Genomic DNA, 21,448 nt, shown 5'->3' with positions numbered 1-21,448 from the left:
ATGTCAAATCCTGTTGCCGCCGTGCGCCCGACCCCGCTCCCGCACATCCTCGACATCGCGATCTACGTTCCGGGCAAGAGCGCTGGAACCAGCGGCGGCAAGGTCCATAAGCTCTCCGCGAACGAAACGCCGCTCGGGCCATCGCCAGCCGCGATCGAAGCGTATCAGCAGAGCGTCGGTCGTCTCGAGCTTTACCCGGACGGGGCAGCGACACGGCTGCGGCAGGCCATCGCGGCTCGCTACGGTCTCGATCCCGCCCGCATCGTCTGCGGCTGCGGCTCGGACGATCTGCTGCATCTGCTGGCGCAGGCCTATGTCGGCCCGGGACGCGAGGCCATCGTCACCGAGCACGGCTTCGTGGTCTATACGATCGTGGTCAAGGCGGCGGGCGGCACGGTCGTCGTGGCGCGGGAGAGCGATTGCACGGCCGATGTCGATGCGATCCTGGCCTGCGTGACCCCGAACACGACGATCGTGTTCCTGGCCAATCCCAACAACCCGACCGGGACATATTTGTCGTTCGACGAGGTCAAGCGGCTCCATGCCGCGCTGCCGCCCCACGTCATGCTGGTGCTCGACGCGGCCTATGCCGAATATGCGCGGCAGAACGATTACTCGTCCGGCATGGAGCTCGTCTCGACGTTCGAGAACGTCGTCATGACCCGCACCTTTTCAAAGATCTACGGATTGGCGAGCCTGCGGATCGGCTGGCTTTATGGACCGGAGTCGATCTGTGATGCGATCAACCGCATTCGCAGCCCGTTCAACCTGAACGGGCCGGCGATCGAGGCCGGCATCGCGGCCATTCAGGATACGGCGCATGTCGACAAAGCGGTCGCGCATAACGATCTTTGGCGCGGCTGGTTGACCAATCGGTTAGGAGAGCTCGGCCTGAAAGTCTCGCCCAGCGCCGGTAACTTCCTGCTGTTGCATTTCCCGCGCGAGCCGGGTCACACCGCGGCCGAGGCCGATGCGTTCTTGTCTAGCCGCGGATTGATCCTGCGCGCGGTCGGCGCTTATGGCCTGCCTGACTGCCTGCGGCTGACGGTCGGCCCCGAAGACGCCAACCGGCTGGTGGTCGACACGCTTCGGGAGTTTCTGGGACAGGCAGCGCGCCAGGGCGATGCCGCGCATGGCTGACGCTTTGTCGGCACCCCTGTTTGAGCGTGTCGCGATCATCGGCATGGGGTTGATCGGCTCCTCGATCGCGCGCGCGGCCAAACATTATGGCGCCGCGTCGATCGTGGTGGCGGGTGATCGCGACGAGGCTGTCTGTCGACGCGTCCGCGACCTCGGCTTCGCCGACGTCGTGACCCATTCTGCAGTCGAGGCGGTCGCGGAGGCCGACCTCGTGATCCTCTGCGTTCCGGTCGGCGTCATGGGCGATGTCGCGGCCGAAATCGGGGCTTACCTTAAACCGGGCGCGATCGTCAGCGACGTCGGCTCGGTCAAGAACGCAGTCGTCGAGGCCCTGTCGCCGCATCTCGCCGAGGGTGTCTGGCTGGTGCCGGCTCATCCGGTCGCCGGCACGGAATATTCAGGGCCGGACGCCGGCTTTGCGGTTTTGTTCGAGAACCGCTGGTGCATCCTGACGCCCTGCGACCGGTCGAGCGACGATGCGGTGGCAGCGGTCACGGCATTGTGGCGCGCGTTTGGGTCCAACGTCGAAACCATGACGCCAACCCACCATGATCTGGTGCTCGCCATCACCAGCCACGTGCCGCATCTCATCGCCTATAATATCGTCGGGACGGCGGCCCATCTCGAAGCCGTGACTCAATCCGAGGTCATGAAATTTTCGGCCGGTGGCTTTCGTGACTTTACCCGCATCGCCTCCTCGGATCCCACCATGTGGCGCGACGTGTTCCTCCACAACAAAGAGGCCGTGCTGGAAATGCTTGGCCGCTTCAACGAGGATCTCGCGGCGCTCGCCAAAATGGTGCGCTGGGGCGATGGCGACGGTCTCTTCGATCTCTTCACGCGAACACGGGCGATCCGGCGCGGCATCATCGCGCAAGGACAGGAAACGCAAGCTCCGGATTTCGGGCGACGCGGACCCACGAGCGATCCCGCCGCCAAGGCGTGATCCGGCGACGCGGCCCGATCAGTAGATCGGGTCGAGCCGTACCGGCAGCGCGATCGGACCGAGACGAAGCCGCCCGCCGGAGAAGATGACCGGCAGGCGGAGGGCATTGCCGGCCTGCGGTGTCGGCGCAGCCTTCTTGCCGCCGAGCAGGCTCGACAGGAGACCGCCAAGCTTCACGCTCGAGATCGGTATTCCGAAGCGCTCGGCGATCGGCTCGAAGCCTGTCAGCGCCGTGTCGAGTTTGCCGGTCGTGCGATGAGCCTCGTCCAGGGCCAGCACACCACTGGCCTGACCCACGAAATCGCCTTTCCTCACACTCAAACCGGTAACCCGCAACTGCCCGTCGGCCTGTCGCCAAGCTTCCAACCGTGCGACGGTCGGTGCACTGAGCAGGTCCGAATGCGTCAATGTTCCATTCAGCGAGGCTTCGATCAGATCGTTGCCGCCCGTGAAGCCATCGAGCGTCGGTAGACTGACACCGAGCGCCTTGACGTCGAAATCCGCGTCCGCCGCGTCGGATACATTCGGCGTCGCCAGAGCCGACAGTTGCGCCGCCCGTGCATTGAGATCGGTCGCGTCGGGCTGGCTCAGCGTCACGGCGAGGCGCGTCGCTTCGATCTCGCCGCCGCGCGGCATGTCCGGCAACCCGGAGGCGGCGACCCGAAGCCCCGCCCAGGAGACCATCAAATCGTAATCGCCATTATCGGCTCGGAGATGCATCGGGCCCATGAGGTCGACCCGAATGGTCCGGGGTGCATCGAGCCCGAGGCGTGCCAGAAGACCCTCGACGTTACCGGTACTTTGACGACCCGCGATCTCGCCTTGAAACGTCGGCTTGTCGCATCGGATCCGCAAGGCGAACGGGTAGCCGCCGATATGGCGCTCCGGACAGCTCCAATTGCGCCCCGCATGACCCTGCTGTGCAAGCCAATCGTCGAAAGCCGCCCCTGCCCTGTTGGCGGCCAGGCCCCACAATCCCGACCAGACCGCGACGACGCCGACAACGCTTGCGATCGCAATCGGGATCGTCCGCGACCGCCGCTGCCGAACGCCATTCTGTGGTGCGGACATCCAAACGCTCTTTCGTCTTGCGGCAGACCGGCGGTCGGCCACCCTGCTGGTTCTGCTCTACCGTACCGCAGCGCCACGCCCATCGATCCGCGCTGGCTCGACGTGCAGACCCCACCCCATAATGCAGGATGGCACCGGAGGGAATCCACTGGTGCGCCAGCATATGCAGCAAGGGTGCTGGAGAAGGCTCGCGAAGCTGTTACGAAGCCGATCGGGCGAAACAGCGGCGAGGCGGAGGCATGGCAAATATCGACGATCTCTGGATCTTTGCCTATGGGTCGCTGATGTGGCGGCCGGATTTCGACTTCGTCGAGAGGCAGAAGGCGCGGCTTTCCGGCTACCACCGCAGCCTCTGCATCTTTTCTCACCTTTATCGCGGCACGCCCGCCAATCCCGGCCTTGTTCTGGGCCTCGACCGAGGCGGCTCGTGTGTCGGCATCGGGTTTCGCATCGCCGAGACACATCGGGCCGCGACCCTCGATGCCGTGCGGACACGCGAACTTGTGACCGGCGTCTATCGGGAAGTGCAGGCTCCGATACTGCTCGCGGATGGCAGCCGTGTGTCGGCGGTGACCTATGTGGCCGATCGCGCGCATGTCCAATATGCCGGCAAACTGCCGCGCGAACAGATGGCGGCCCGGATCCGCCAGTGCGCCGGAAGCGCCGGTCCGAACGCCGACTACGTACGGAACACCCATCTGCATTTGCAGCAGATGGGACTGCAGGACGCCAATCTCGCGTGGATCGTCGCAGCAATCGATCGCGAGAACTAAAACCTTGACAGGATTGCGACAGACACATTCAATCAGACATCAGACCAATTTTGAGGTCTCAACTGATCTCGTTTTCGTCGACCGGATATTTGCTTGCACGCTGCCCGCGCCCATGAGTCCGCGATCGCGACCTTGACGCCTCTGCCCGCGCTTGATCGTGCGGAGAGCGTCTCACGCGCTTTGGCGGATTTCATCGTGCGGTCGGCGCTACGGCCAGGCGACCGCCTTCCCACCGAGCGGGCCTTGATGGAAGCGCTCGCGGTCGGACGGTCGACGGTGCGCGAGGTGATCCGGCAGTTTCAGGCGCGCGGCATCGTCGAGTCCCGCAAGGGGAGCGGTACCTATCTGCTGCGCGCTCTCACGGCCGGCAGCGTATCGTTTCCGATGACGATCGACACGGGCGCATTGCGCGATCGCCTTTTGCAAACGCTCGAAGTGCGGCGCGGTCTCGAGGTCGAAGCCAGTGCTGTGGCGACCTGCCGCGCCGGAGACGCCGATATCGCCGCTATGGAGCAGAAGCTCATCGAGATGGAACGTGTTCATTTCGACAAGGGAACCGCCGGCCGGGAGGACCTCGCCTTCCACCTCGCGATTTACGATGCGACCCACAACCCCTTGTTCCGCCAGTTGCTGGAGCAAATCCGCGAGGCGTTCGAGCATTTTTTCGAAAAACCGTTCGATCGGCCCGATTTCGCGCGCCGCTCCTTTCCGTTCCACCGCGAATTATTCGACGCGATCCGCAGCCGAAACACCGCCCTGGCTCGCGACAAGACGATCGCGATTTTGGCGATCGTCGAGGAAGACATCAAGGCCATGTCGCAATGAGCGAGTTCCCGTGAGACGTTTGCTATGAGCACATCCGACCGATCCACCGGCGCCGACGTTCTGGCGCGGGCCCGCCTTATTCTGGCGCATGACGAGCCTCACGCTTTCGACGCCGTGGTGCCGGCGATCGTGCAGACCTCGCTCTTCACCTTCTCGAGCTTTCAGGAGATGTCCGACACTTATGCGGGCAAGAAGAGCCGCAACGTCTATTCCCGCACCACGAACCCCACCGTCACGCTGTTCGAGCAAAAGATCGCGGCGCTCGAAGCGACCGATGACGCGATCGGATTTCCAAGCGGCATGGCGGCGATTTCGGGCGCCGTTCTGGCCTTCGTCAAGCCGGGCGACCGGATCGTCAGCGTGCGCCATGTCTATCCCGACGCTTATCGGCTGTTCGAGACGCTGCTGAAAGACTGGGGCGTTACGACCGACTATGTCGATGGCGCCGACCATGCGGCAGTCGCGGCGGTGTTGCCGGGCGCCAAGCTGCTCTACCTCGAAAGCCCCACCAGTTGGACCATGGAAGCGCATGACGTCGGCGCTTTGGCGGCGCTCGCCCGCCAGCACGGCGCGATGAGCATGATCGACAATTCCTATGCGACGCCGCTGTTTCAGCAGCCGGTGACGCTCGGGGTCGATCTCGTGATTCACTCCGCCTCTAAATATATCGGCGGCCACAGCGATACGGTCGCGGGTGTCGTCGCGGGTCGTGCCGAGCTCGTGTCCCACATCCGCCGCACGATCTGCCCCTACATCGGCGCGAAACTCGCGCCCTTCGAGGCGTGGCTATTGCTGCGCGGCCTTCGCACGTTGCCGGCGCGCCTCAAGGCGCACGAAGCTTCCGCCGTGACCTTGGCGCAGCGCCTCTCCGACCACAAGAACGTGACAGCGATGCACCATCCGGCGCTTGCGGGCCCGCTACCGCCGGGGCTGACCGGAACCTCCGGCCTGTTCTCCTTCGTGGTCGACGACACGATCGACATCCCGGCTTTCTGCGACGCGCTTCACCTCTTCCAGCTTGGCGTCAGCTGGGGTGGGCATGAGAGTCTCGTCGTGCCGGCACTCATCACCCGGGTGCAAGCCGCCGGCCCGAATTCGGCTCTCGATTTCGGTGTGTCCGACAGGATGATCCGCCTGCATGTCGGGCTTGAAGGCACCGATGCGCTCTGGGACGACCTGACCAGAGCCTTGAACAAGGCACGTCACTGAACCCCGTTGGCGGCCTCGACGCCGTCGACGCACCGAACGCGAGGGAGACCACGATGTTGAAACGCCTGCTGTTGACCGCCACCGCCTGCCTGTTGCTCGGATCGCATGCTTATGCCGACACCACGATCAAGCTGGTCGAGGTCCTGACGAGCCCGGAAAGGACCGAGACCCTCAAGGGTTTGGTCGATACGTTCGAGAAGGCCAACCCCGGCACTCACGTCGAGATCACCTCGCTGGCCTGGAGCTCGGCCTTCGAAAAATTCGCCACCATGGTGTCGGCCGGGGACTCGCCCGATGTCGTCGAGATGCCCGATCGATGGCTGTCGCTCTATGCCGGGAACGGCAAGCTCGAAAACCTCGATCCGTATCTCGCGACCTGGAGCGAGACGGCCGGCCTCAATGTCCGCGCGCTCGAGGTGGCCCGCGCGGTCGACAAAAAAGCCTATATGCTGCCGTACGGCTTCTATCTGCGGGCCATGTTCTACAACAAGGTCTTGTTCAAGCAGGCCGGCATCGCCGAGCCGCCGAAAACGATGGACGAGTTCCACGACGACGCCAGGAAAATCTCGGCCATCCCGGGCAAGTCTGGCTACTGCCTTCGCGGCGGGCCGGGTGGCCTGAACGGATGGATGATGTTCGGCGCCACGATGGCCGGTAACAATGACTTTTTCAAACCGGACGGCACTTCCACGCTGAGTGATCCCGACTGGGTCAAAGGCTCGGCTTGGTTGATCGATCTCTACAAGGATGGTCTCGCCCCGAAGGACAGCGTCAACTGGGGCTTCAATGAAATCGTGGCCGGCTTCTATTCCGGCACCTGCGCGATGCTGGACCAGGACCCCGACGCGTTGATCGCCGTCGCCGAGCGCATGAAGCCGGACGACTTCGGCGTGACCCCGATGCCGAAGGGCCCCGCCGGCAAGGCCTTCCCGACCCTCGGCTATACGGGCTGGTCAATGTTTTCGAGCAGCGAACACAAGGACCTCTCCTGGAAGTTGATCCAAGCGCTCGATGGCCCGGTCGGAAACTTGGCCTGGAATAAACGCACGGGCGCCCTGCCAGTCTATACGGCCGCCGCCAAAGACCCGTTTTATTCGGGCGATCAGTTCAAAGGCTGGTTCGCCGAACTCGCCGACAAGGACGAGGTGCCGACCATCATGCCGACCAACCTGCCGGGCTTCGCGTTCTTCGCCGATTCGCTCGCGGTGAAGACCAGCCAGCAGGCCTTGCTCGGCCAGATCACGGCCGAGCAGATGAACACGCAATGGGCCGCCTATCTGACCAAGGCGAAGCAGAAACAGATGAGCGCGCCGTGATCGTGACGATCAGCAGCGGCAAGCCAAGATGACGACGATCACGACGGGTGCGACGACGCGGCGTCGCCGCCCCCTTCTCCGCCGGATGGCGCTTGCGGCGGAGCCCTATCTCTACACGATTCCGTCGGTGTTCCTGATCACCATCATCATGCTGGTGCCGCTGGTGATCGGACTATCTTATGCGTTTCGCGACATCACGCTGCTGGATCCGTTCAGCGGCGGCTTCGTGGGGCTCGATCATTTTCGCGAGATCTATGCGGATGCGAGCTTCTGGAACGCCCTTCACAATACCGTGACCTGGACCGTGACATCCGTCGTCTTGCAGTTCGGTCTGGGGCTGATCCTCGCGATGCTGCTCGACCGGCCATTTCCGGGTCGCTCGCTGATCCAGGCGCTTGTCTTCCTCCCCTGGGCGGTCCCGAGCTTCCTGTCCGGCCTGAATTGGGCCTGGCTGTTCAACCCCGTGGTCGGGCCGCTCCCCTATTGGATGCACGACATCGGGCTCATGTCCGCGCCCGACAACATCTTGTCCGACCCAGATCACGCCATCTGGGGACCGATCGTCGCCAATGTCTGGTGGGGCATTCCGTTTTTCGCCATCACGCTGCTGGCCGCGTTGCAGGCAATCCCGAAGGATATCTACGAAGCCGCGGCGATCGACGGCGCCGGGCCGTTCGAGCGGTTCCGCAGCATCACCCTGCCGTTCCTCGCGCCCACCATCGCGATTACGGTTCTGCTCCGGACCGTGTGGGTCGCCAATTTCGCCGATCTGATTGTCGTTATGACGAAGGGCGGCCCGGCCGATTCCACCCAGATTCTCTCGAGCTATATCTTCACCCAGGCGTTTCAGCGGCTCGACTTCGGTTACGCGTCGGCGATCGCGGCCGTTTTGCTCGTTCTTCTGCTCGCCTATGCGTTTGCCCTGGTGGTGCTGCGGCAGACACTCATGGCGCGGAACTGACCCATGCGAGCCTCTAGCCTCCGCCGCACCTCCTACTGGGTCTTTCACTATGCCATGCTGGCGGCCTTCCTGGCTTTTGCACTCTTTCCGCTGTTCTGGCTGCTGAAGGTCTCGATCACGCCAAACGACCTGCTGTACAGCGAGGGCGTTCGCATGTGGCCGTCCCGCACGACTCTCGACCATTACGTGTCGGTGCTGCAACACACGCAATTTCCGCTGTTCTTCCGCAACAGCGTGATCGTCTCGGGTTGCACGGCCGTCGTCTCGACGCTGATTGCGGCTGGGGCCGGTTACGGCTTCTCGCGGTTCCAGTTTCGCGGCAAGTTCTGGATCGTCGGCATCATGCTGGTCACCCAGATGTTTCCGCTGGTCATGATCGTCGCACCGATCTTCCGCCTGCTAGCCCCGCTTGGGCTGACCAATAGCCTCACCGGCCTGATCATCGTCTACACGGCCTTCAACGTGCCGTTTGCCAGCTTCCTGATGCAGAGCTTCTTCGACGGTATCCCGAAGGACCTTGAGGAAGCCGCCATGATCGATGGCGCGACGCGCTTCGAAGCGCTCTGCAAAATCATCCTGCCGCTGACGCTCCCGGGTCTCGCGGCCACGATCGGCTTCGTCTTCACGGCGGCATGGAGCGAATTGCTCTTTGCGCTGATGTTGAACTCATCCAACGCCGCCAGCACCTTCCCGGTCGGCCTGCTGGCTTTCGTGTCGAAGTTTTCGGTCGATTTCGGCCAGATGATGGCGGCCGGCGTCCTGGCTCTCATCCCGGTCTGCGGCTTCTTTTTTCTGATCCAACGGTATCTGGTGCAGGGCCTGACGGCCGGCGCCGTGAAAGGCTGATCCATGGCGTCGATCTCCATCAACGCTGTGCGAAAGAGCTACGGCGACGTTCCGGTTCTGCGCGGCATCGATCTCGACATCGAGAATGGTGAGTTCGTGGTTCTGGTCGGCCCCTCGGGCTGCGGAAAATCCACCCTGCTGCGCCTGATCGCCGGACTTGAAGACATCACCGATGGCGAAATCCGGATCGGCGACACGATCGTCAACGACCTTCCGCCGAAGGACCGCGACATCGCCATGGTGTTCCAATCCTATGCGCTCTATCCGCATATGACCGTGCGGGACAATATGAGCTTCAGCCTCAAGCTGCGCCGCGTCGCCAAGGAGCGCATCGCCACGGCGGTCGACAGCGCCAGCCGCAAGCTTGGTCTCGGGCCCCTGATCGAACGCAAGCCACGCGCGCTCTCGGGCGGGCAACGCCAGCGCGTCGCCATGGGCCGCGCCATCGTCCGCGATCCGAAGGCGTTCCTGTTCGACGAGCCGCTGTCGAACCTCGACGCGCGCCTGCGAGAACAGATGCGCTACGAAATCCGCAAGCTGCATCGCGACCTCGGCGCAACGTCGATCTATGTGACGCATGACCAGATCGAGGCGATGACGATGGCCGACAGGATCGTGGCCATGAACGATGGCGTCGCCCAGCAGATTGGCCCGCCGGCGGACCTCTACAACGATCCGACCAATATCTTCGTGGCCGGCTTCATCGGCTCGCCCGCAATGAACTTTGTCCAAGCGAGAGCCGTGCCGGCCGGAGGCGGCGTCACGATTACGATCGGCGAGGCCAAATTATGCGACACCGCACGGCCAGCGGCACTCCCGGCCGATGCCATCGTAACGGTCGGGCTTCGACCCGAGCGGATCACTCTCGTGGCGCCCGGAAGCTCAAACAGCACCAAGGCGACGATTGATCTCGTCGAGCCCACCGGACTCGGCATGGTGGTGCATCTCCTGATCGGGGGTCAGGCCCTCAAACTTTTCACAACCGATCGACTGACCCTCACGGTGGGCGACACGGTGGGGCTGACGGTCAAACCCACGGACGTGTTGCTGTTCTCACCAGCGACCGGCGACCGTCTTCGGGCTTGACGTCGCAGGCCCAGATTTGGGCCTACCGCGCCTGGGGAGCGCCGCGTCGAAGATCATCGACGATCGCCTGCCGCTCCGTCGCGTTGCTGGCCAAGAGATGGACGTGGATTTCGCATCCGCCTTTCGACAGCAACGCCCTGATGTGCTCGCTTCGGGCGAAGGCTTGCGGGCACGGGCCGATCGATTCGATGAGAAGCGATGTCAGCGTCGAGGCCGCATCACGCCGCGCCGCGATGACGACCGCTCCACCATCGGTCGGCAACCAATCGGCAAATCGAGCGGTGTCGTCGAGCCGAAACACCGAAAAGACGTAACGCTTCCCCGAGCGACCGGTCCACGAGCGAAATCGATCCGCCACGCTACTGCCCGCCAATCCGAGCAAGGGTGCGTCGGAGCCCGCAAGGGTCGCGGCCAGATCGTCGCCATCCCACGCAGCGGGTTGATATGCCATACCCGGCGTCGCGTGAAACAATCGCCTGACAGTCCCAATCTGACTACCGATCGGACCCGTGTCGCATCTCTGCCCGGCCTGTCGGCTCTGATTCGTCCCGATCATTGGTCCGCTCCCCTCGATAGGAACAAATAAAGAACAGAACAGGCCATAAACGTCAACATAGATCTTGATCAAAAGAGGAACATGGCCGATCACTCGCGCAAGGCTGGTGATAACTTGCGGGACGTGGCGCAACGTTGCGATCGAGACCTGCACCATCCAAGAAAAATCAGCTTTTCGGAAGCGGGGCGGCAGGGCATTGTCGTGAAACGTCAACGATGCTCCGGCTAGCGTCGACACGAAGGTCTCCGGTCGATCCGGAGCCGAACAAGGAGTGCGCACATGGCACGTGTGGCATTGGTCACGGGCGGAACGCGCGGCATCGGCGGCGCCATTTCACGATGCTTGAAGGACAAGGGCCTGAGTGTCGCCGCGACCTATGCGGGAAATGACGAGGCCGCGGCGACCTTTCGGCACGAGACGGGTATTCCGGTTTTCAAATGGGACGTGACCGATTTCGAAGCCTGCGAGCGCGGCGTGCGTCAGGTCGAGAGTGAGATCGGTCCCATTGACGTGCTCGTCAACAACGCGGGCATCACGCGAGACGGCTTCTTCCATAAAATGACGAAGGACCAGTGGAGCCTTGTGCTCGACACCAACCTTCACAGCCTGTTCAACATGACGCGCCCGGTGATCGAAGGCATGCGGGCGCGCGCCTGGGGCCGCGTCATCGTGATCTCGTCGATCAACGGTCAGAAAGGCCAACTCGGCCAGGTCAATTATTCGTCCGCAAAAGCCGGCGATATCGGCTTCGTCAAATCCCTGGCGCTCGAAAGCGCGAGCAAGAACATCACGGTCAACGCCATCTGCCCCGGTTATATCGCGACCGAGATGGTGCAGGCGATCGACCCCGAGGTTTTGAAGAAGCGTGTGCTTCCGCAGATCCCGATGGGCCGCCTCGGTCTCCCCGACGAGGTCGCCAAGGCTGTTGCCTATCTCGCGTCGGAGGACGCCAGCTTCGTCACCGGCTCGACCCTGACGATCAACGGCGGCCAGCATATGGTCTGATGGCCCAATCCGCGTGCGGTTCGGCAGCCGCCGGCCGTTTTCAATGCTTGAAGTGGCGGATGCCTGTGAACACCATCGCAAGGCCGGCCGCGTCGGCCGCCGCGATCACTTCGTCGTCGCGCACCGATCCGCCGGGCTGAATGATGGCTGTCGCGCCCGCCTGAATGGCAGCGTCGATGCCGTCCGCGAAGGGGAAGAAAGCGTCGGAGGCCAGAACAGCGCCATGCGTCAGCGGGTCGCTGAAACCTGCGGCCTTTGCGGCCTCGCCTGATTTCCATGCCGCGATACGGGCCGAGTCGACGCGGCTCATCTGGCCCGCGCCGATGCCCACCGTCGCGCCTGCCTTGGCGTATACGATGGCGTTCGACTTCACATGTTTGCAGATCCGATAGGCGAATTTCAGATCGGCCAATTCCGCCTCGCTCGGAGCTCGTTTGGTCACGACACGCAAGTCCATCGCCTCGACATCGGCCGCATCGCGGTCCTGCACCAGGAACCCGCCCGCGACCGTTCGGACCATGCTGCCCGGCGCATGGGGGTCGGGCAGACCGCCGGTGAGCAGGAGACGAAGGTTCTTCTTCGCGGCCACGATCGCGATCGCCTCGGAGCTGGCTTCGGGTGCGATGATGACTTCGGTGAAGATCTTGACGATCTCGGTCGCGGCTTCCGCGTCGAGCGGCCGATTCAGGGCCACGATGCCCCCGAAGGCCGATACGGGATCGCAGCGAAGGGCCAGGCGATAGGCTTCGGCGAGCGTCTTGGCTTCCGCGCTGCCGCAGGGGTTGGCGTGTTTGATGATCGCGACCGCGGCACTCACGGCCGGGTCGAATTCGGCCACGAGCTCGAAAGCCGCATCCGTATCGCCAAGATTATTGTAGGAAAGCGGCTTGCCTTGCACTTGTCGCGCCGTCGCGACCCCGATCCGTTGCTCGGCCGTTCTGTAGAAGGCGGCCGACTGATGTGGATTTTCGCCGTAACGCAGGCTCTCGGCCAACGTCCCGCCGAGCGCGCGATAGGTCGGAACGTTGCCGGCCAGCGACCGGGAAAACCAGTTCGAGATCGCTGCGTCGTAGCTTGCGGTTCGGGCAAAGGCCTTTTGGGCCAGCCAGCGACGAAATTCGGGGCTCGTGCCGCCCGCATAGGCGTCGAGCTGCTCAATCAGTTTGGCATAATCGGCCACATCGACCAGCACGGCGACATCGCCATGATTCTTAGAGGCGCCGCGGATCATGGCCGGGCCGCCGATGTCGATGGTTTCGATACAATCCTCGAAGGTGCCGCCTGTCGCGACGGTCTCCTCGAACGGGTAGAGGTTGACCACGAGAAGATCGATCGGCGCGATGTCATGGGCCAGCATCGCGGCCTCGTGAGCGGGGTTCTCGCGGATCGCCAAAAGTCCGCCATGCACGTTCGGGTGCAGCGTCTTCAGGCGGCCATCCATCAGCTCGGGGAAGCCGGTCAAATCCGCGACGTCGCGAACCGGCAAGCCGTGACCGAGAAGCTCCTTCCGGGTTCCTCCGGTCGAAACGAGCTCGATGCCTCGCGCATGGAGCGCGGCGGCGAAATCGGCGAGTCCGGTCTTATCCGAAACGGAAAGGAGAGCCCGCGTGATGGGACGAGTGTTGGCCATGCGTTCCAATTCTTGAACCACTGGCAGAGCCGCCTCATCAGGCGATCGACGCCGCTGCCGTCAAAATCCAGCAGTCATGTCAGGCTGCAAGCGCGCGATCTATCATGGATCGGTCGGCGCGCACCAGAGGGCCGTCGTCAAAGCTCCGGTGGCGGTGTCTCGAGCCGCTGCGTGAACGACCAAGCCACCTGCCTCACCGTCGCGGTCTCGCCTTGCACGACGAGTTGCTCCGTGCGGCGAGGCCCCTCGGCGCTCGCGAAGAAGATGCTTTCCTCGATCTCGATCGCGAGACCGCCCGCCTCGAACAGCCATTCGTCGCCATTCGGCATGCCGATCGTGATCGTCGTGCCATCAGCCGCGAAAGCGGCGCGGACGAGGGGATGCAGATGGAAGCGGACCGCGAACGGCAAAGCCGCCGCATTCGGTCGGCCCGCGATGGGCACGAGGTGATCCTCGCCGGATAGCCGCGTGCCCGCATGGGACAGCCACAACTGACGCCGATGAGCGAAGCCGAGCCGCGCGTAGCCATCGTGCAGCGCATCGAGCCAGACGCCCTCAGCCACGTCGGAGCGAGCGACGGTGACGGCCTGTGGCGGCGCGAAGACCATTCCGTCCAGCGCCCGGACCCAGCCGTGCGATCCGGCAAACCGGCTCGACGACATATCCGCGAGCGTCAGCGTCGAATGCGCCGCGGTGACGCGTGCCGCCTGAGACAGATCGCGGCGATCCGGATCCGGACTCCCACAATTGACGACGAGCCGCTGTCCACCGACCGAGAGCTCGAACGACAAGGTTCCGGCATGCGACCGCTTCGAAAAGATCGGCGGCGGCAGACGGCCCATGTCGCAGATCAGCACAGCCTCGCCAGCTTCGACGCGCTGGTACCCGGAATACGGTGCATTGCCGAGCGGCATCGCATGGGCGTCGTCATAGGCCAGCACGGTCGCCAGAGTTTCGGGCCGGGTGACGCCCATGCCGTTGAACAAGGCGAGCGAGCCATCCGGATGCCGAAACATCCGCAGCATCGGCATCATGCGATCGATGGCGTTCAGGAGTGCGACCGGCACTTCCGCGCCGCGTGCCGCATAGGCTTGGCGGAGAGGCAAGAGATCGAGCAGGAGATCGCCGAGAACCTGAGGATTTCGGCTGACATGTCCCCCGTCGGTCAGGATCTGCCGGCCCAATTCCTCGAGCAGCATGCGCGAGCCGAGTCTTTGAAGGGTCGGCAGTCCATCGGCGCAGATGCCCATTTCGGCCAGCGAGAGCGCCGCCCAAAGCCGGCTGTCGCCGACGAGCCCGTTGTTCATACGGCGTTGCAAAAAGGCGGTCTGCCGCCCGAGGCTCTTCATCAATCGGCGGTAGAATGGTCCGTCGGCTCCATCGAGGATCACGGGGGACTGGCTCAGCCAGGACAGAAGCCGGCGCGCCACGACGCGGGGTTCCCACGCGATGCGCCCGCGCTGGCCATGGCTCATCCAGTCTTCGACCAGAGCACGCGCATTGGCTCGCGCCAGCGAGGTATCGGCCGCACGCATGTGCCGCAGCCATCCAAAGCCATGCAGCGTCTCGTCCCATCCCGCCGATGGCGGTTCGATGTCGAAGGGTGATTGGCCATGGGCGTTGATGATCTTGCCACCGAACGAAAAATATCCCGCATAGATATCGCTCGCGACAGTCGGATCAGCCGTATGGATGTCCTGCGGGGCGATAAGCAGGCGCGTCGGGCTGCGACTCGGGCGGTCGAGAAGCCAAAGCAAGGGTGCGAGCGCTCGATGCCAACCGGCGCCCAGGATCTGGAGCACGACGAAGGCGGCGAACCTCAAACGCTCTGAGACGAGTGAACGGTTCAGCGCCGGGTCTCCAATGTTCGTATGAAAAGCCGGTCCTCGATCGTGAGTCGAATCAAGACGGTCCGCGCCTGTATAGCCTCAGGATCGGTCCGAACTAGTTGAGGTTACGTTAACCATGTCGCGTTCGGTCGCGAGGCGATGATGCCGCTTCGCCTCCGACGCGCTGGCGCCGGCTGGTTATTGCTGACGAATCACACCTTTTTTCAGGATGATATTGCCATAGAGGCGCCGCTCGCCCGTCGCAACGAGAGCAAAAGCGGCGCGCGCGCGCGCATAGAAGGCGAAGCGTTCGATCTTGCCGAGCAGAAACCCGCTTCCCTCATGCTTGTCGATGGCGGCGCGAAATTCACCGAAAATCGGTTCCTCGGCGTCCGGGTTGCCCACGACCTCCATGACGATCGCCGGATCCGGCACGAAGGTATCGAGCGGCAGCACCGACAGGATCGCATCGAGTACCGCTGTCGCGGAATGGCCATCGAGGCGATGGACAGGCCGCCCCGAGGCCTCGGCTGGGTAATTCGCATCGACGATCACGATATCGTCGCCATGGCCCATGGCCCGCAACGCATGCAACAGGTTGGGCGACAGCAACGGGTCGAGGCCTTTGAGCATCTTCTGTCTCCTTGCGCGATCTTCCGGCGACCGGCGCGTGTTGATCTGATAAGCTCGCCCGGTGGGACGAGACGTCGCGGGGATCTGCGATCATCCCGCCTGGGACGCGCGATTTGGGGCGAACTTGAACCAACTTCGCGGCTCTGACAATGAACCTTGACGAAAGGTATGTGGGCGGGCGCGCCCACCCGGCCTGAGGCTACGCCTGCGCCTTGCGGCGCCGACATCGCGCGCGTCCGGCGCGGTTCACGAATAGGAGAATCATATGCCCTCCAAGCTCGATCAATTGAAGACGATGACGACCGTGGTGGCCGATACGGGCGACCTCGAAGCCGTTCGCAAGTTTCACCCGACCGATTGCACCACAAATCCGAGCCTGATCCTCAAGGCCGCTCAGAGCCCCGCCGGCGCCGAGATCATCAAGGAAGGTATTGTCTGGGGTCGGAGCCACAATGCCGTCGCCAGCCAGATCTGCGATCGGCTCGCTGTGAGTTTCGGCACGGAATTGACCAAGATCGTCCCCGGCCGCGTGTCGACCGAAGTCGATGCCGACCTCTCCTTCGACAAAGACGCCTTGATCGAGAAAGCCCACGCGTTCATCGCCGATTACGAAAGCCGCGGCATCGGGCGGGACCGCATTCTCATCAAGCTCGCGTCGACCTGGGAAGGCATTCAGGCTGCCAAAGTCCTGCAGGCCGAGGGGATCGACTGCAATCTGACGCTGCTGTTCTCGCTGGCTCAGGCTGCCGCCTGCGCGGACTCGAATGTCTTTCTGGTATCGCCCTTCGTCGGCCGCATCATGGATTTCTACGCCAAGCTGGAAGGCAAGACCTACACGGGCGAGACCGATCCGGGTGTCAAGTCGGTGCGTCAGATCTATGCCTACTTCAAGGCGCACGGCATCAAGACGGTCGTCATGGGCGCATCGTTCCGCAACCTCGACGAGATCGAAGCGCTCGCCGGCTGCGACCGCCTGACGATCGCGCCGCAATGGCTCGAGAAGCTCAGTGAGGATCAGGGCACGCTGACCCGCAAGCTCGATCCGAACGCGTCGTTCGTCGATGCGCCCGCCCGCATGACCCTGGACGAAAAGACGTTCCGGTTGCTGATGAACGACGACGCCATGGCGACCGATAAACTGGCCGAAGGCATCCGGCTCTTCACCAAGGATCTGCATACGTTGCGCGGCATGGTATCGAAGCAGCTCGAGAGCGACGCCGATCCGATGCCGGAGGCCCGTATGGCGGCCAGCGGCTCGGGCGCGTAAGACATCATCGTCCCATAACGAGAACGGCCCGGCGTGGATCACCATCCAGGCCGGGCCGTTTCATTGAAGGGTTGCGCCTTGAAACGCAGGGTCAGGCCTTGCCGATCACCTGCTTCTGAAGGGCGACGAGTTGCCCGATACCGCCTTCGGCCAAGGTCAGCAGCGTGTTCAGCTGCTCTTTAGAAAAGGGCAAGCCTTCTGCCGTCGCCTGCACCTCGACCAGGCCGCCCGACCCGGTGATGACGAAATTCGCATCCGTCTCGGCGCTGGAATCCTCGATGTAGTCGAGATCGAGCACAGCTTCCCCCTTGACGATACCGCATGAGATCGCAGCCACATGGTCGCGAATCGGGCTTTCCTTGACCATGCTGCGGCTCCGCATCCAGGCGAGACAATCATGCAGCGCGACCCAAGCGCCGGTGATCGCCGCCGTCCGGGTGCCACCGTCGGCCTGGATGACGTCGCAATCGAGCGTGATCTGCCGTTCGCCGAGCCCTTGCAGGTCGACCACCGCCCTTAAGCTACGGCCGATCAGGCGTTGAATTTCCTGGGTGCGGCCGGAGGGCTTGCCGGACGTCGATTCGCGGCGGGTGCGCGTTGCGGTCGCGCGCGGCAACATGGAATATTCGGCCGTCACCCAGCCGCGACCCTGGCCGCGCAACCATGGCGGCGGCTTGTCTTCGAGCGAAGCCGTGCAGAGCACATGCGTGTCTCCGAACTTGATCAGGCACGAGCCTTCCGCATAGCGCGCCACTTGGCGTTCCATCGAAACGGGTCGCAATTCATCGAAGGTCCGTTTTGACGGCCGCATCTGTCGCTCTCCAAATCACCCAACGTCGGCGACGTCGGAACGCGCGTTTGTAAGGCGGCCCGGACACTGCCGCAATCTATGGCGTGACCCGGTGCGACGTCGCACGAAGGCTGGGCGAAGCGGGCTCGCCATGGCATGGAAGAGGTCGTCATTCTGGTTCAACGGATCGCGGCTATGCAGACCAAGTTCGATGTGGTGATCGCCGGCGGGGCTGCTGTGGGGAGTTCCATCGCCTTCCACCTTGCGAGCCATGCGGATTTTGCCGGCAGCATTCTCGTCGTCGAACGCGACCCGACATACGCGACTGCCGCCAGTGCGCTCTCGGCGAGCGGCATCCGCCAGCAGTTCTCCAGCCCGATCAACATCCGGGCGTCGCTGTTCGGCATTCAATTCATGCGCGACATCGGCACCATCCTCGAGGTGGAGGGAGAGCGACCCGACATCGGCCTGAGGGAAGGCGGCTATCTCACGCTCGCCACGGCGGCCGGCGCATCCGCTCTGCAGGACAATCATCGGCGCCAAGTGGAAGACGGGGCCGACATTCTGCTGCTCGACTCGGAGGCGCTGCAACGGCGCTTTCCCTGGCTGGCCACCGACGACCTCGCGGCCGGCACCTGGGGCCGCACGGGAGAAGGGTGGTACGACGGATATGGATTGATGCAGGCGTTTCGGCGAAAAGCCCGCTCGCTCGGCGTGACCTATGTGCAGGATCGCGTCGTCGCAATCACGCGGGAGGGCCAGCGGATCACCGCCGTCACGCTGGCGAGCGGCGAAACCGTGGCATGCGGCACCTTGGTGAATGCGGGCGGCGCGGTGGGCGCCCGCGATCTTGCGGCCGCGGCCGGCGTTTCACTGCCGATCGAAGCGCGCAAGCGGTGCATCTTCACCTTCGTGGCCGAGGATAAAATCGACAATTGTCCGTTGCTGATCGACCCGACCGGCCTTTACGTCAGGCCGGAAGGTCAAGGCTTTCTCTGCGGCGTGCAGCCGAACGCCGACCGCGATCCGGAGGCGACGGATTTCGATGTCGACTGGCCCTTGTTCGAGGATGTGATCTGGCCCGGCCTCGCGGCCCGCGTGCCCGCTTTCGAGCGCATTCGTCCCGGTCGCTCCTGGGCGGGCCATTACGACATGAATCTGCATGATCACAACGCGCTTGTCGGTCCCCTGCCCGGCCTCGATAATATGATTCTTGCGGCCGGATTTTCGGGCCACGGCCTGCAGCAATCGCCGGCGGTGGGGCGCGGCGTCGCCGAACTCATCGCAGCCGGACGCTACACCACACTCGATCTCTCCGGCTTCGACCCCGGCCGCGTCGCCCGAGGCGAAACGCTGGTCGAGGCACATATCGTGTAGAGAGCCGTCGCCAGAGCGATCTCACGTGGCCGCGATCGTGACCGATCGCCGGCTTGATCCCGGCACGGGTGTGGTCCACAAAGCCGGCATGCTGAAGCGCTTCTTTGCCTATTACGGGCCTTATCGCAGCCTGTTCCTGGCCGACTTTTCATGCGCGGTCCTCTCCGGTCTGTTGGAGCTTGGCTTTCCGATCGCCGTGAAGGTCTTCGTCGATACGTTGCTGCCGGGCCGGGACTGGGGTCTGATCCTGCTCGCCTCCGCGGGTCTCGTCGCAGTTTACCTGCTCAACACGGGCCTCATGGCCATCGTGACCTATTGGGGCCACAAGCTCGGCATCAACATCGAGACCGAGATGCGGCGAAAGAGCTTCGATCACCTGCAGAAGCTCTCGTTCCGATTCTATGACAACGAGAAGACCGGCCATCTCGTGGCCCGCGTCACCAAGGATCTCGAGGAGATCGGCGAGGTCGCGCATCACGGGCCGGAAGACCTGTTCATCGCCGTCATGACCTTTGCGGGCGCTTTCGTGCTGATGGCCTGGGTCAATCTCGACCTAGCGCTCATCACCGCAGCCGTCGTGCCTCCGATCGCCTGGATCACCAGCCATTACGGGGCCAAGATGACCCATAACTGGCGCCGGCTTTATGGAAGCGTGGCGGCCTTCAACGTCCGTATCGAGGAAAACGTCGGCGGTATGCGGGTCGTCCAGGCTTTCGCCAACGAGGATCACGAGCGCAGCCTCTTCTCGGCCGACAACGCGCGCTATCGCGACACCAAGCTCGAAGCCTATCGCATCATGGCGGCCAACCAGTCGCTGTCCTACCTCGGCATGCGGATCATCCAGATGGCCGTGATGGTGGCCGGCACCTGGTTCGTTCTGCATGGCCAATTGTCCAACGGCGGCTTCGTCGGCTTTCTGCTTCTGGTCGGCGTGTTTCTGCGGCCGATCGACAAGATCAACGCCGTGATCGAAAGCTACCCCAAAGGCATCGCCGGGTTCCGTCGCTACACGGAGTTGCTCGACACCGAACCCGATGTCGCCGACGCGCCCGGCGCTCGCGATATCGATCATTTGCGCGGCGACGTCCGCTTCGAGGATGTGAGCTTCGGCTACACGGCAGGCCGGCCCATCCTGCAGCACGTCGACCTGTCGATCGCGGCGGGCGAAACGGTCGCGTTCGTGGGTCCGTCCGGCGCGGGCAAGACCACGATCTGCTCGCTGTTGCCACGGTTTTACGATGCGACCGGCGGGCGCATCACGATCGATGGGATCAACATCCGGGCCATGACGCTGGCGTCGCTCCGCCGACATATCGGCATCGTGCAACAGGACGTGTTCCTGTTCGGCGGTACCATCCGCGACAACATCGCCTACGGCCGCCTCGGCGCCAGCGACGCGGAGATCCTCGATGCGGCCCGTCGGGCTCGGCTCGACACCATGATCACCGGCATGCCAGCGGGTCTCGACACGATCGTGGGAGAGCGCGGTGTCAAGCTGTCGGGCGGCCAGAAGCAGCGGATCGCGATCGCGCGCATGTTCCTGAAAAACCCGCCCATCCTGATCCTCGACGAAGCCACCTCGGCGCTCGATACCGAAACCGAACGCGCCATCCAGCGCTCGCTTGCGGAGTTGTCGCAGGGGCGGACGACGCTGGTGATCGCGCATCGGCTCGCCACGATCCAGAATGCCGACCGGATCGTGGTGATCGATGGCGCCGGCATCGACGAGCAGGGCCGACATGCTGAGCTTCTGGCGCGCAACAGCAGTTATCGCAGGTTGCATGACGCGCAATATGGCATTGCCGGTAACGTTCCGGCTCATTGACGCTCCGCACCTGCGGCTTACAACACGACACCCGCAGGGCCGCGCGGGACGAATTGGGAGATGGTCATGATCTATGTCGTCGCAACCATAACGGTGCGGTCGGAACACCGCGCCGACTTTCTCGAGAATGCCCGGACCGTGATCGGCGCCAGCGTGAAAGAGGCAGAGTGCCACTCCTACGATCTTCTCAGCAGCATCACCGAGCCGAACTGTTTCGTGTTCGTGGAGCGTTGGGGCTCGCGCGAGGCTCTCGCCCAGCATTTCGAGACCCCTCACCTCAAGGCCTGGCAGCGCGTGTCGGCCGACTTCGTCGAGAAGGTCAAGGTCGAAATTATTTCGCCCGATCATGTCGAAACGCTTTGA

The 21,448-nt window shown here is 63.5% G+C and carries 20 protein-coding genes; 14 read left to right on the top strand and 6 right to left on the bottom strand.

Going from position 1 to position 21,448, the window contains the following annotated elements; translation table 11 throughout:
* Both hisC and LGH83_RS17325 read left to right on the top strand, forming a co-directional pair.
* Positions 1–1,140: a histidinol-phosphate transaminase gene (gene hisC, locus LGH83_RS17330; RefSeq protein ID WP_227399708.1), complete on the top strand. Its 1,140-nt coding sequence runs from the start codon at positions 1–3 to the stop codon at positions 1,138–1,140.
* On the top strand, positions 1,124–2,086 hold the full coding sequence (locus tag LGH83_RS17325; RefSeq protein WP_413771064.1) for a prephenate/arogenate dehydrogenase family protein: 963 nt from the start codon (positions 1,124–1,126) through the stop codon (positions 2,084–2,086). Before hisC ends, LGH83_RS17325 begins: the two co-directional genes overlap by 17 nt.
* Positions 2,087–2,104: 18 nt before the next feature.
* Here the strand turns inward: LGH83_RS17325 and LGH83_RS17320 are convergent, their stop codons facing one another.
* A complete protein-coding gene (locus tag LGH83_RS17320; RefSeq protein WP_227399706.1) occupies positions 2,105–3,157 on the bottom strand; it encodes a DUF2125 domain-containing protein in 1,053 nt (350 codons plus the stop codon).
* A gap of 239 nt (positions 3,158–3,396) precedes the next feature.
* Between LGH83_RS17320 and LGH83_RS17315 the strand changes: the two genes are divergently transcribed.
* The 7 genes from LGH83_RS17315 (at position 3,397) to LGH83_RS17285 (ending at position 10,173) form a co-directional block, all read left to right on the top strand.
* Complete coding sequence (locus tag LGH83_RS17315; protein ID WP_227399705.1) at positions 3,397–3,930, top strand: gamma-glutamylcyclotransferase; 534 nt, start codon at positions 3,397–3,399, stop codon at positions 3,928–3,930.
* Positions 3,931–4,053: 123 nt separating this feature from the next.
* Positions 4,054–4,755, top strand: a complete 702-nt coding sequence (locus LGH83_RS17310) for a FadR/GntR family transcriptional regulator (protein ID WP_227401902.1) — start codon at positions 4,054–4,056, stop codon at positions 4,753–4,755.
* A gap of 24 nt (positions 4,756–4,779) precedes the next feature.
* The gene (locus LGH83_RS17305) at positions 4,780–5,964 is read left to right on the top strand and encodes an aminotransferase class I/II-fold pyridoxal phosphate-dependent enzyme (protein WP_227399704.1); all 1,185 of its coding nucleotides are present in this window, start codon (positions 4,780–4,782) and stop codon (positions 5,962–5,964) included.
* A 53-nt stretch (positions 5,965–6,017) separates the two neighbouring features.
* A complete protein-coding gene (locus LGH83_RS17300; protein ID WP_227399703.1) occupies positions 6,018–7,280 on the top strand; it encodes an ABC transporter substrate-binding protein in 1,263 nt (420 codons plus the stop codon).
* Positions 7,281–7,308: 28 nt separating this feature from the next.
* Entirely contained in the window at positions 7,309–8,241 is a 933-nt protein-coding gene (locus LGH83_RS17295; RefSeq protein ID WP_227399702.1) for a carbohydrate ABC transporter permease, read from the top strand.
* 3 nt (positions 8,242–8,244) lie between these two features.
* Entirely contained in the window at positions 8,245–9,087 is an 843-nt protein-coding gene (locus LGH83_RS17290; protein WP_413771063.1) for a carbohydrate ABC transporter permease, read from the top strand.
* Between the two features lie 3 nt (positions 9,088–9,090).
* Positions 9,091–10,173, top strand: a complete 1,083-nt coding sequence (locus tag LGH83_RS17285; RefSeq protein ID WP_227399701.1) for an ABC transporter ATP-binding protein — start codon at positions 9,091–9,093, stop codon at positions 10,171–10,173.
* Positions 10,174–10,195: 22 nt separating this feature from the next.
* Here LGH83_RS17285 and LGH83_RS17280 read toward each other — a convergent pair whose 3' ends face one another.
* Positions 10,196–10,624, bottom strand: a complete 429-nt coding sequence (locus tag LGH83_RS17280; RefSeq protein ID WP_227399700.1) for a hypothetical protein — start codon at positions 10,622–10,624, stop codon at positions 10,196–10,198.
* A gap of 384 nt (positions 10,625–11,008) precedes the next feature.
* Here LGH83_RS17280 and phbB point away from each other — a divergent pair, with 384 nt between their 5' ends.
* Positions 11,009–11,734 (top strand): acetoacetyl-CoA reductase, encoded by a 726-nt coding sequence (gene phbB / locus LGH83_RS17275; protein WP_227399699.1) that lies wholly within the window; start codon positions 11,009–11,011, stop codon positions 11,732–11,734.
* 40 nt (positions 11,735–11,774) lie between these two features.
* Here the strand turns inward: phbB and purH are convergent, their stop codons facing one another.
* The 3 genes from purH to LGH83_RS17260 form a co-directional block, all read right to left on the bottom strand.
* Positions 11,775–13,364 (bottom strand): bifunctional phosphoribosylaminoimidazolecarboxamide formyltransferase/IMP cyclohydrolase, encoded by a 1,590-nt coding sequence (gene purH / locus LGH83_RS17270; protein WP_227399698.1) that lies wholly within the window; start codon positions 13,362–13,364, stop codon positions 11,775–11,777.
* Between the two features lie 137 nt (positions 13,365–13,501).
* Positions 13,502–15,121 carry a heparinase II/III family protein gene (locus LGH83_RS17265; protein WP_227399697.1) on the bottom strand — a complete coding sequence of 540 codons (1,620 nt, stop codon included), beginning with the start codon at positions 15,119–15,121 and terminating at the stop codon, positions 13,502–13,504.
* A 270-nt stretch (positions 15,122–15,391) separates the two neighbouring features.
* Positions 15,392–15,826 carry an RbsD/FucU family protein gene (locus LGH83_RS17260; RefSeq protein WP_131114606.1) on the bottom strand — a complete coding sequence of 145 codons (435 nt, stop codon included), beginning with the start codon at positions 15,824–15,826 and terminating at the stop codon, positions 15,392–15,394.
* Positions 15,827–16,091: 265 nt separating this feature from the next.
* Between LGH83_RS17260 and tal the strand changes: the two genes are divergently transcribed.
* A complete protein-coding gene (gene tal, locus LGH83_RS17255; RefSeq protein WP_227399696.1) occupies positions 16,092–17,093 on the top strand; it encodes a transaldolase in 1,002 nt (333 codons plus the stop codon).
* 91 nt (positions 17,094–17,184) lie between these two features.
* Here tal and rph read toward each other — a convergent pair whose 3' ends face one another.
* On the bottom strand, positions 17,185–17,904 hold the full coding sequence (rph, locus tag LGH83_RS17250; RefSeq protein WP_227399695.1) for a ribonuclease PH: 720 nt from the start codon (positions 17,902–17,904) through the stop codon (positions 17,185–17,187).
* Between the two features lie 174 nt (positions 17,905–18,078).
* Here rph and LGH83_RS17245 point away from each other — a divergent pair, with 174 nt between their 5' ends.
* From LGH83_RS17245 to LGH83_RS17235, 3 genes are all read left to right on the top strand, one after another.
* Positions 18,079–19,260, top strand: coding sequence for an NAD(P)/FAD-dependent oxidoreductase (locus LGH83_RS17245; RefSeq protein ID WP_227399694.1), 1,182 nt, complete (start codon positions 18,079–18,081; stop codon positions 19,258–19,260).
* A gap of 88 nt (positions 19,261–19,348) precedes the next feature.
* Entirely contained in the window at positions 19,349–21,085 is a 1,737-nt protein-coding gene (locus tag LGH83_RS17240) for an ABC transporter ATP-binding protein (RefSeq protein WP_227401900.1), read from the top strand.
* Between the two features lie 66 nt (positions 21,086–21,151).
* Positions 21,152–21,448 (top strand): putative quinol monooxygenase, encoded by a 297-nt coding sequence (locus LGH83_RS17235; protein WP_165491084.1) that lies wholly within the window; start codon positions 21,152–21,154, stop codon positions 21,446–21,448.

This window comes from Lichenihabitans sp. PAMC28606 (genome assembly GCF_020616535.1).
Taxonomy (GTDB): domain Bacteria; phylum Pseudomonadota; class Alphaproteobacteria; order Rhizobiales; family Beijerinckiaceae; genus Lichenihabitans; species Lichenihabitans psoromatis.
Note: the sequence above shows the minus strand (reverse complement) of the source record. Positions and strands in the feature narration are given on the sequence as shown.

Coding starts and splice junctions, on each gene's coding strand:
- rph (WP_227399695.1), bottom strand. CDS start 17,904: ATGCGGCCGTCAAAACGGACCTTCGATGAATTGCGACCCGTTTCGATG.
- LGH83_RS17290 (WP_413771063.1), top strand. CDS start 8,245: ATGCGAGCCTCTAGCCTCCGCCGCACCTCCTACTGGGTCTTTCACTAT.
- purH (WP_227399698.1), bottom strand. CDS start 13,364: ATGGCCAACACTCGTCCCATCACGCGGGCTCTCCTTTCCGTTTCGGAT.
- LGH83_RS17300 (WP_227399703.1), top strand. CDS start 6,018: ATGTTGAAACGCCTGCTGTTGACCGCCACCGCCTGCCTGTTGCTCGGA.
- LGH83_RS17305 (WP_227399704.1), top strand. CDS start 4,780: ATGAGCACATCCGACCGATCCACCGGCGCCGACGTTCTGGCGCGGGCC.
- LGH83_RS17320 (WP_227399706.1), bottom strand. CDS start 3,157: ATGTCCGCACCACAGAATGGCGTTCGGCAGCGGCGGTCGCGGACGATC.
- LGH83_RS17315 (WP_227399705.1), top strand. CDS start 3,397: ATGGCAAATATCGACGATCTCTGGATCTTTGCCTATGGGTCGCTGATG.
- LGH83_RS17240 (WP_227401900.1), top strand. CDS start 19,349: ATGCTGAAGCGCTTCTTTGCCTATTACGGGCCTTATCGCAGCCTGTTC.
- hisC (WP_227399708.1), top strand. CDS start 1: ATGTCAAATCCTGTTGCCGCCGTGCGCCCGACCCCGCTCCCGCACATC.
- LGH83_RS17260 (WP_131114606.1), bottom strand. CDS start 15,826: ATGCTCAAAGGCCTCGACCCGTTGCTGTCGCCCAACCTGTTGCATGCG.
- phbB (WP_227399699.1), top strand. CDS start 11,009: ATGGCACGTGTGGCATTGGTCACGGGCGGAACGCGCGGCATCGGCGGC.
- tal (WP_227399696.1), top strand. CDS start 16,092: ATGCCCTCCAAGCTCGATCAATTGAAGACGATGACGACCGTGGTGGCC.
- LGH83_RS17280 (WP_227399700.1), bottom strand. CDS start 10,624: ATGGCATATCAACCCGCTGCGTGGGATGGCGACGATCTGGCCGCGACC.
- LGH83_RS17325 (WP_413771064.1), top strand. CDS start 1,124: ATGCCGCGCATGGCTGACGCTTTGTCGGCACCCCTGTTTGAGCGTGTC.
- LGH83_RS17295 (WP_227399702.1), top strand. CDS start 7,309: ATGACGACGATCACGACGGGTGCGACGACGCGGCGTCGCCGCCCCCTT.
- LGH83_RS17285 (WP_227399701.1), top strand. CDS start 9,091: ATGGCGTCGATCTCCATCAACGCTGTGCGAAAGAGCTACGGCGACGTT.
- LGH83_RS17245 (WP_227399694.1), top strand. CDS start 18,079: ATGCAGACCAAGTTCGATGTGGTGATCGCCGGCGGGGCTGCTGTGGGG.
- LGH83_RS17235 (WP_165491084.1), top strand. CDS start 21,152: ATGATCTATGTCGTCGCAACCATAACGGTGCGGTCGGAACACCGCGCC.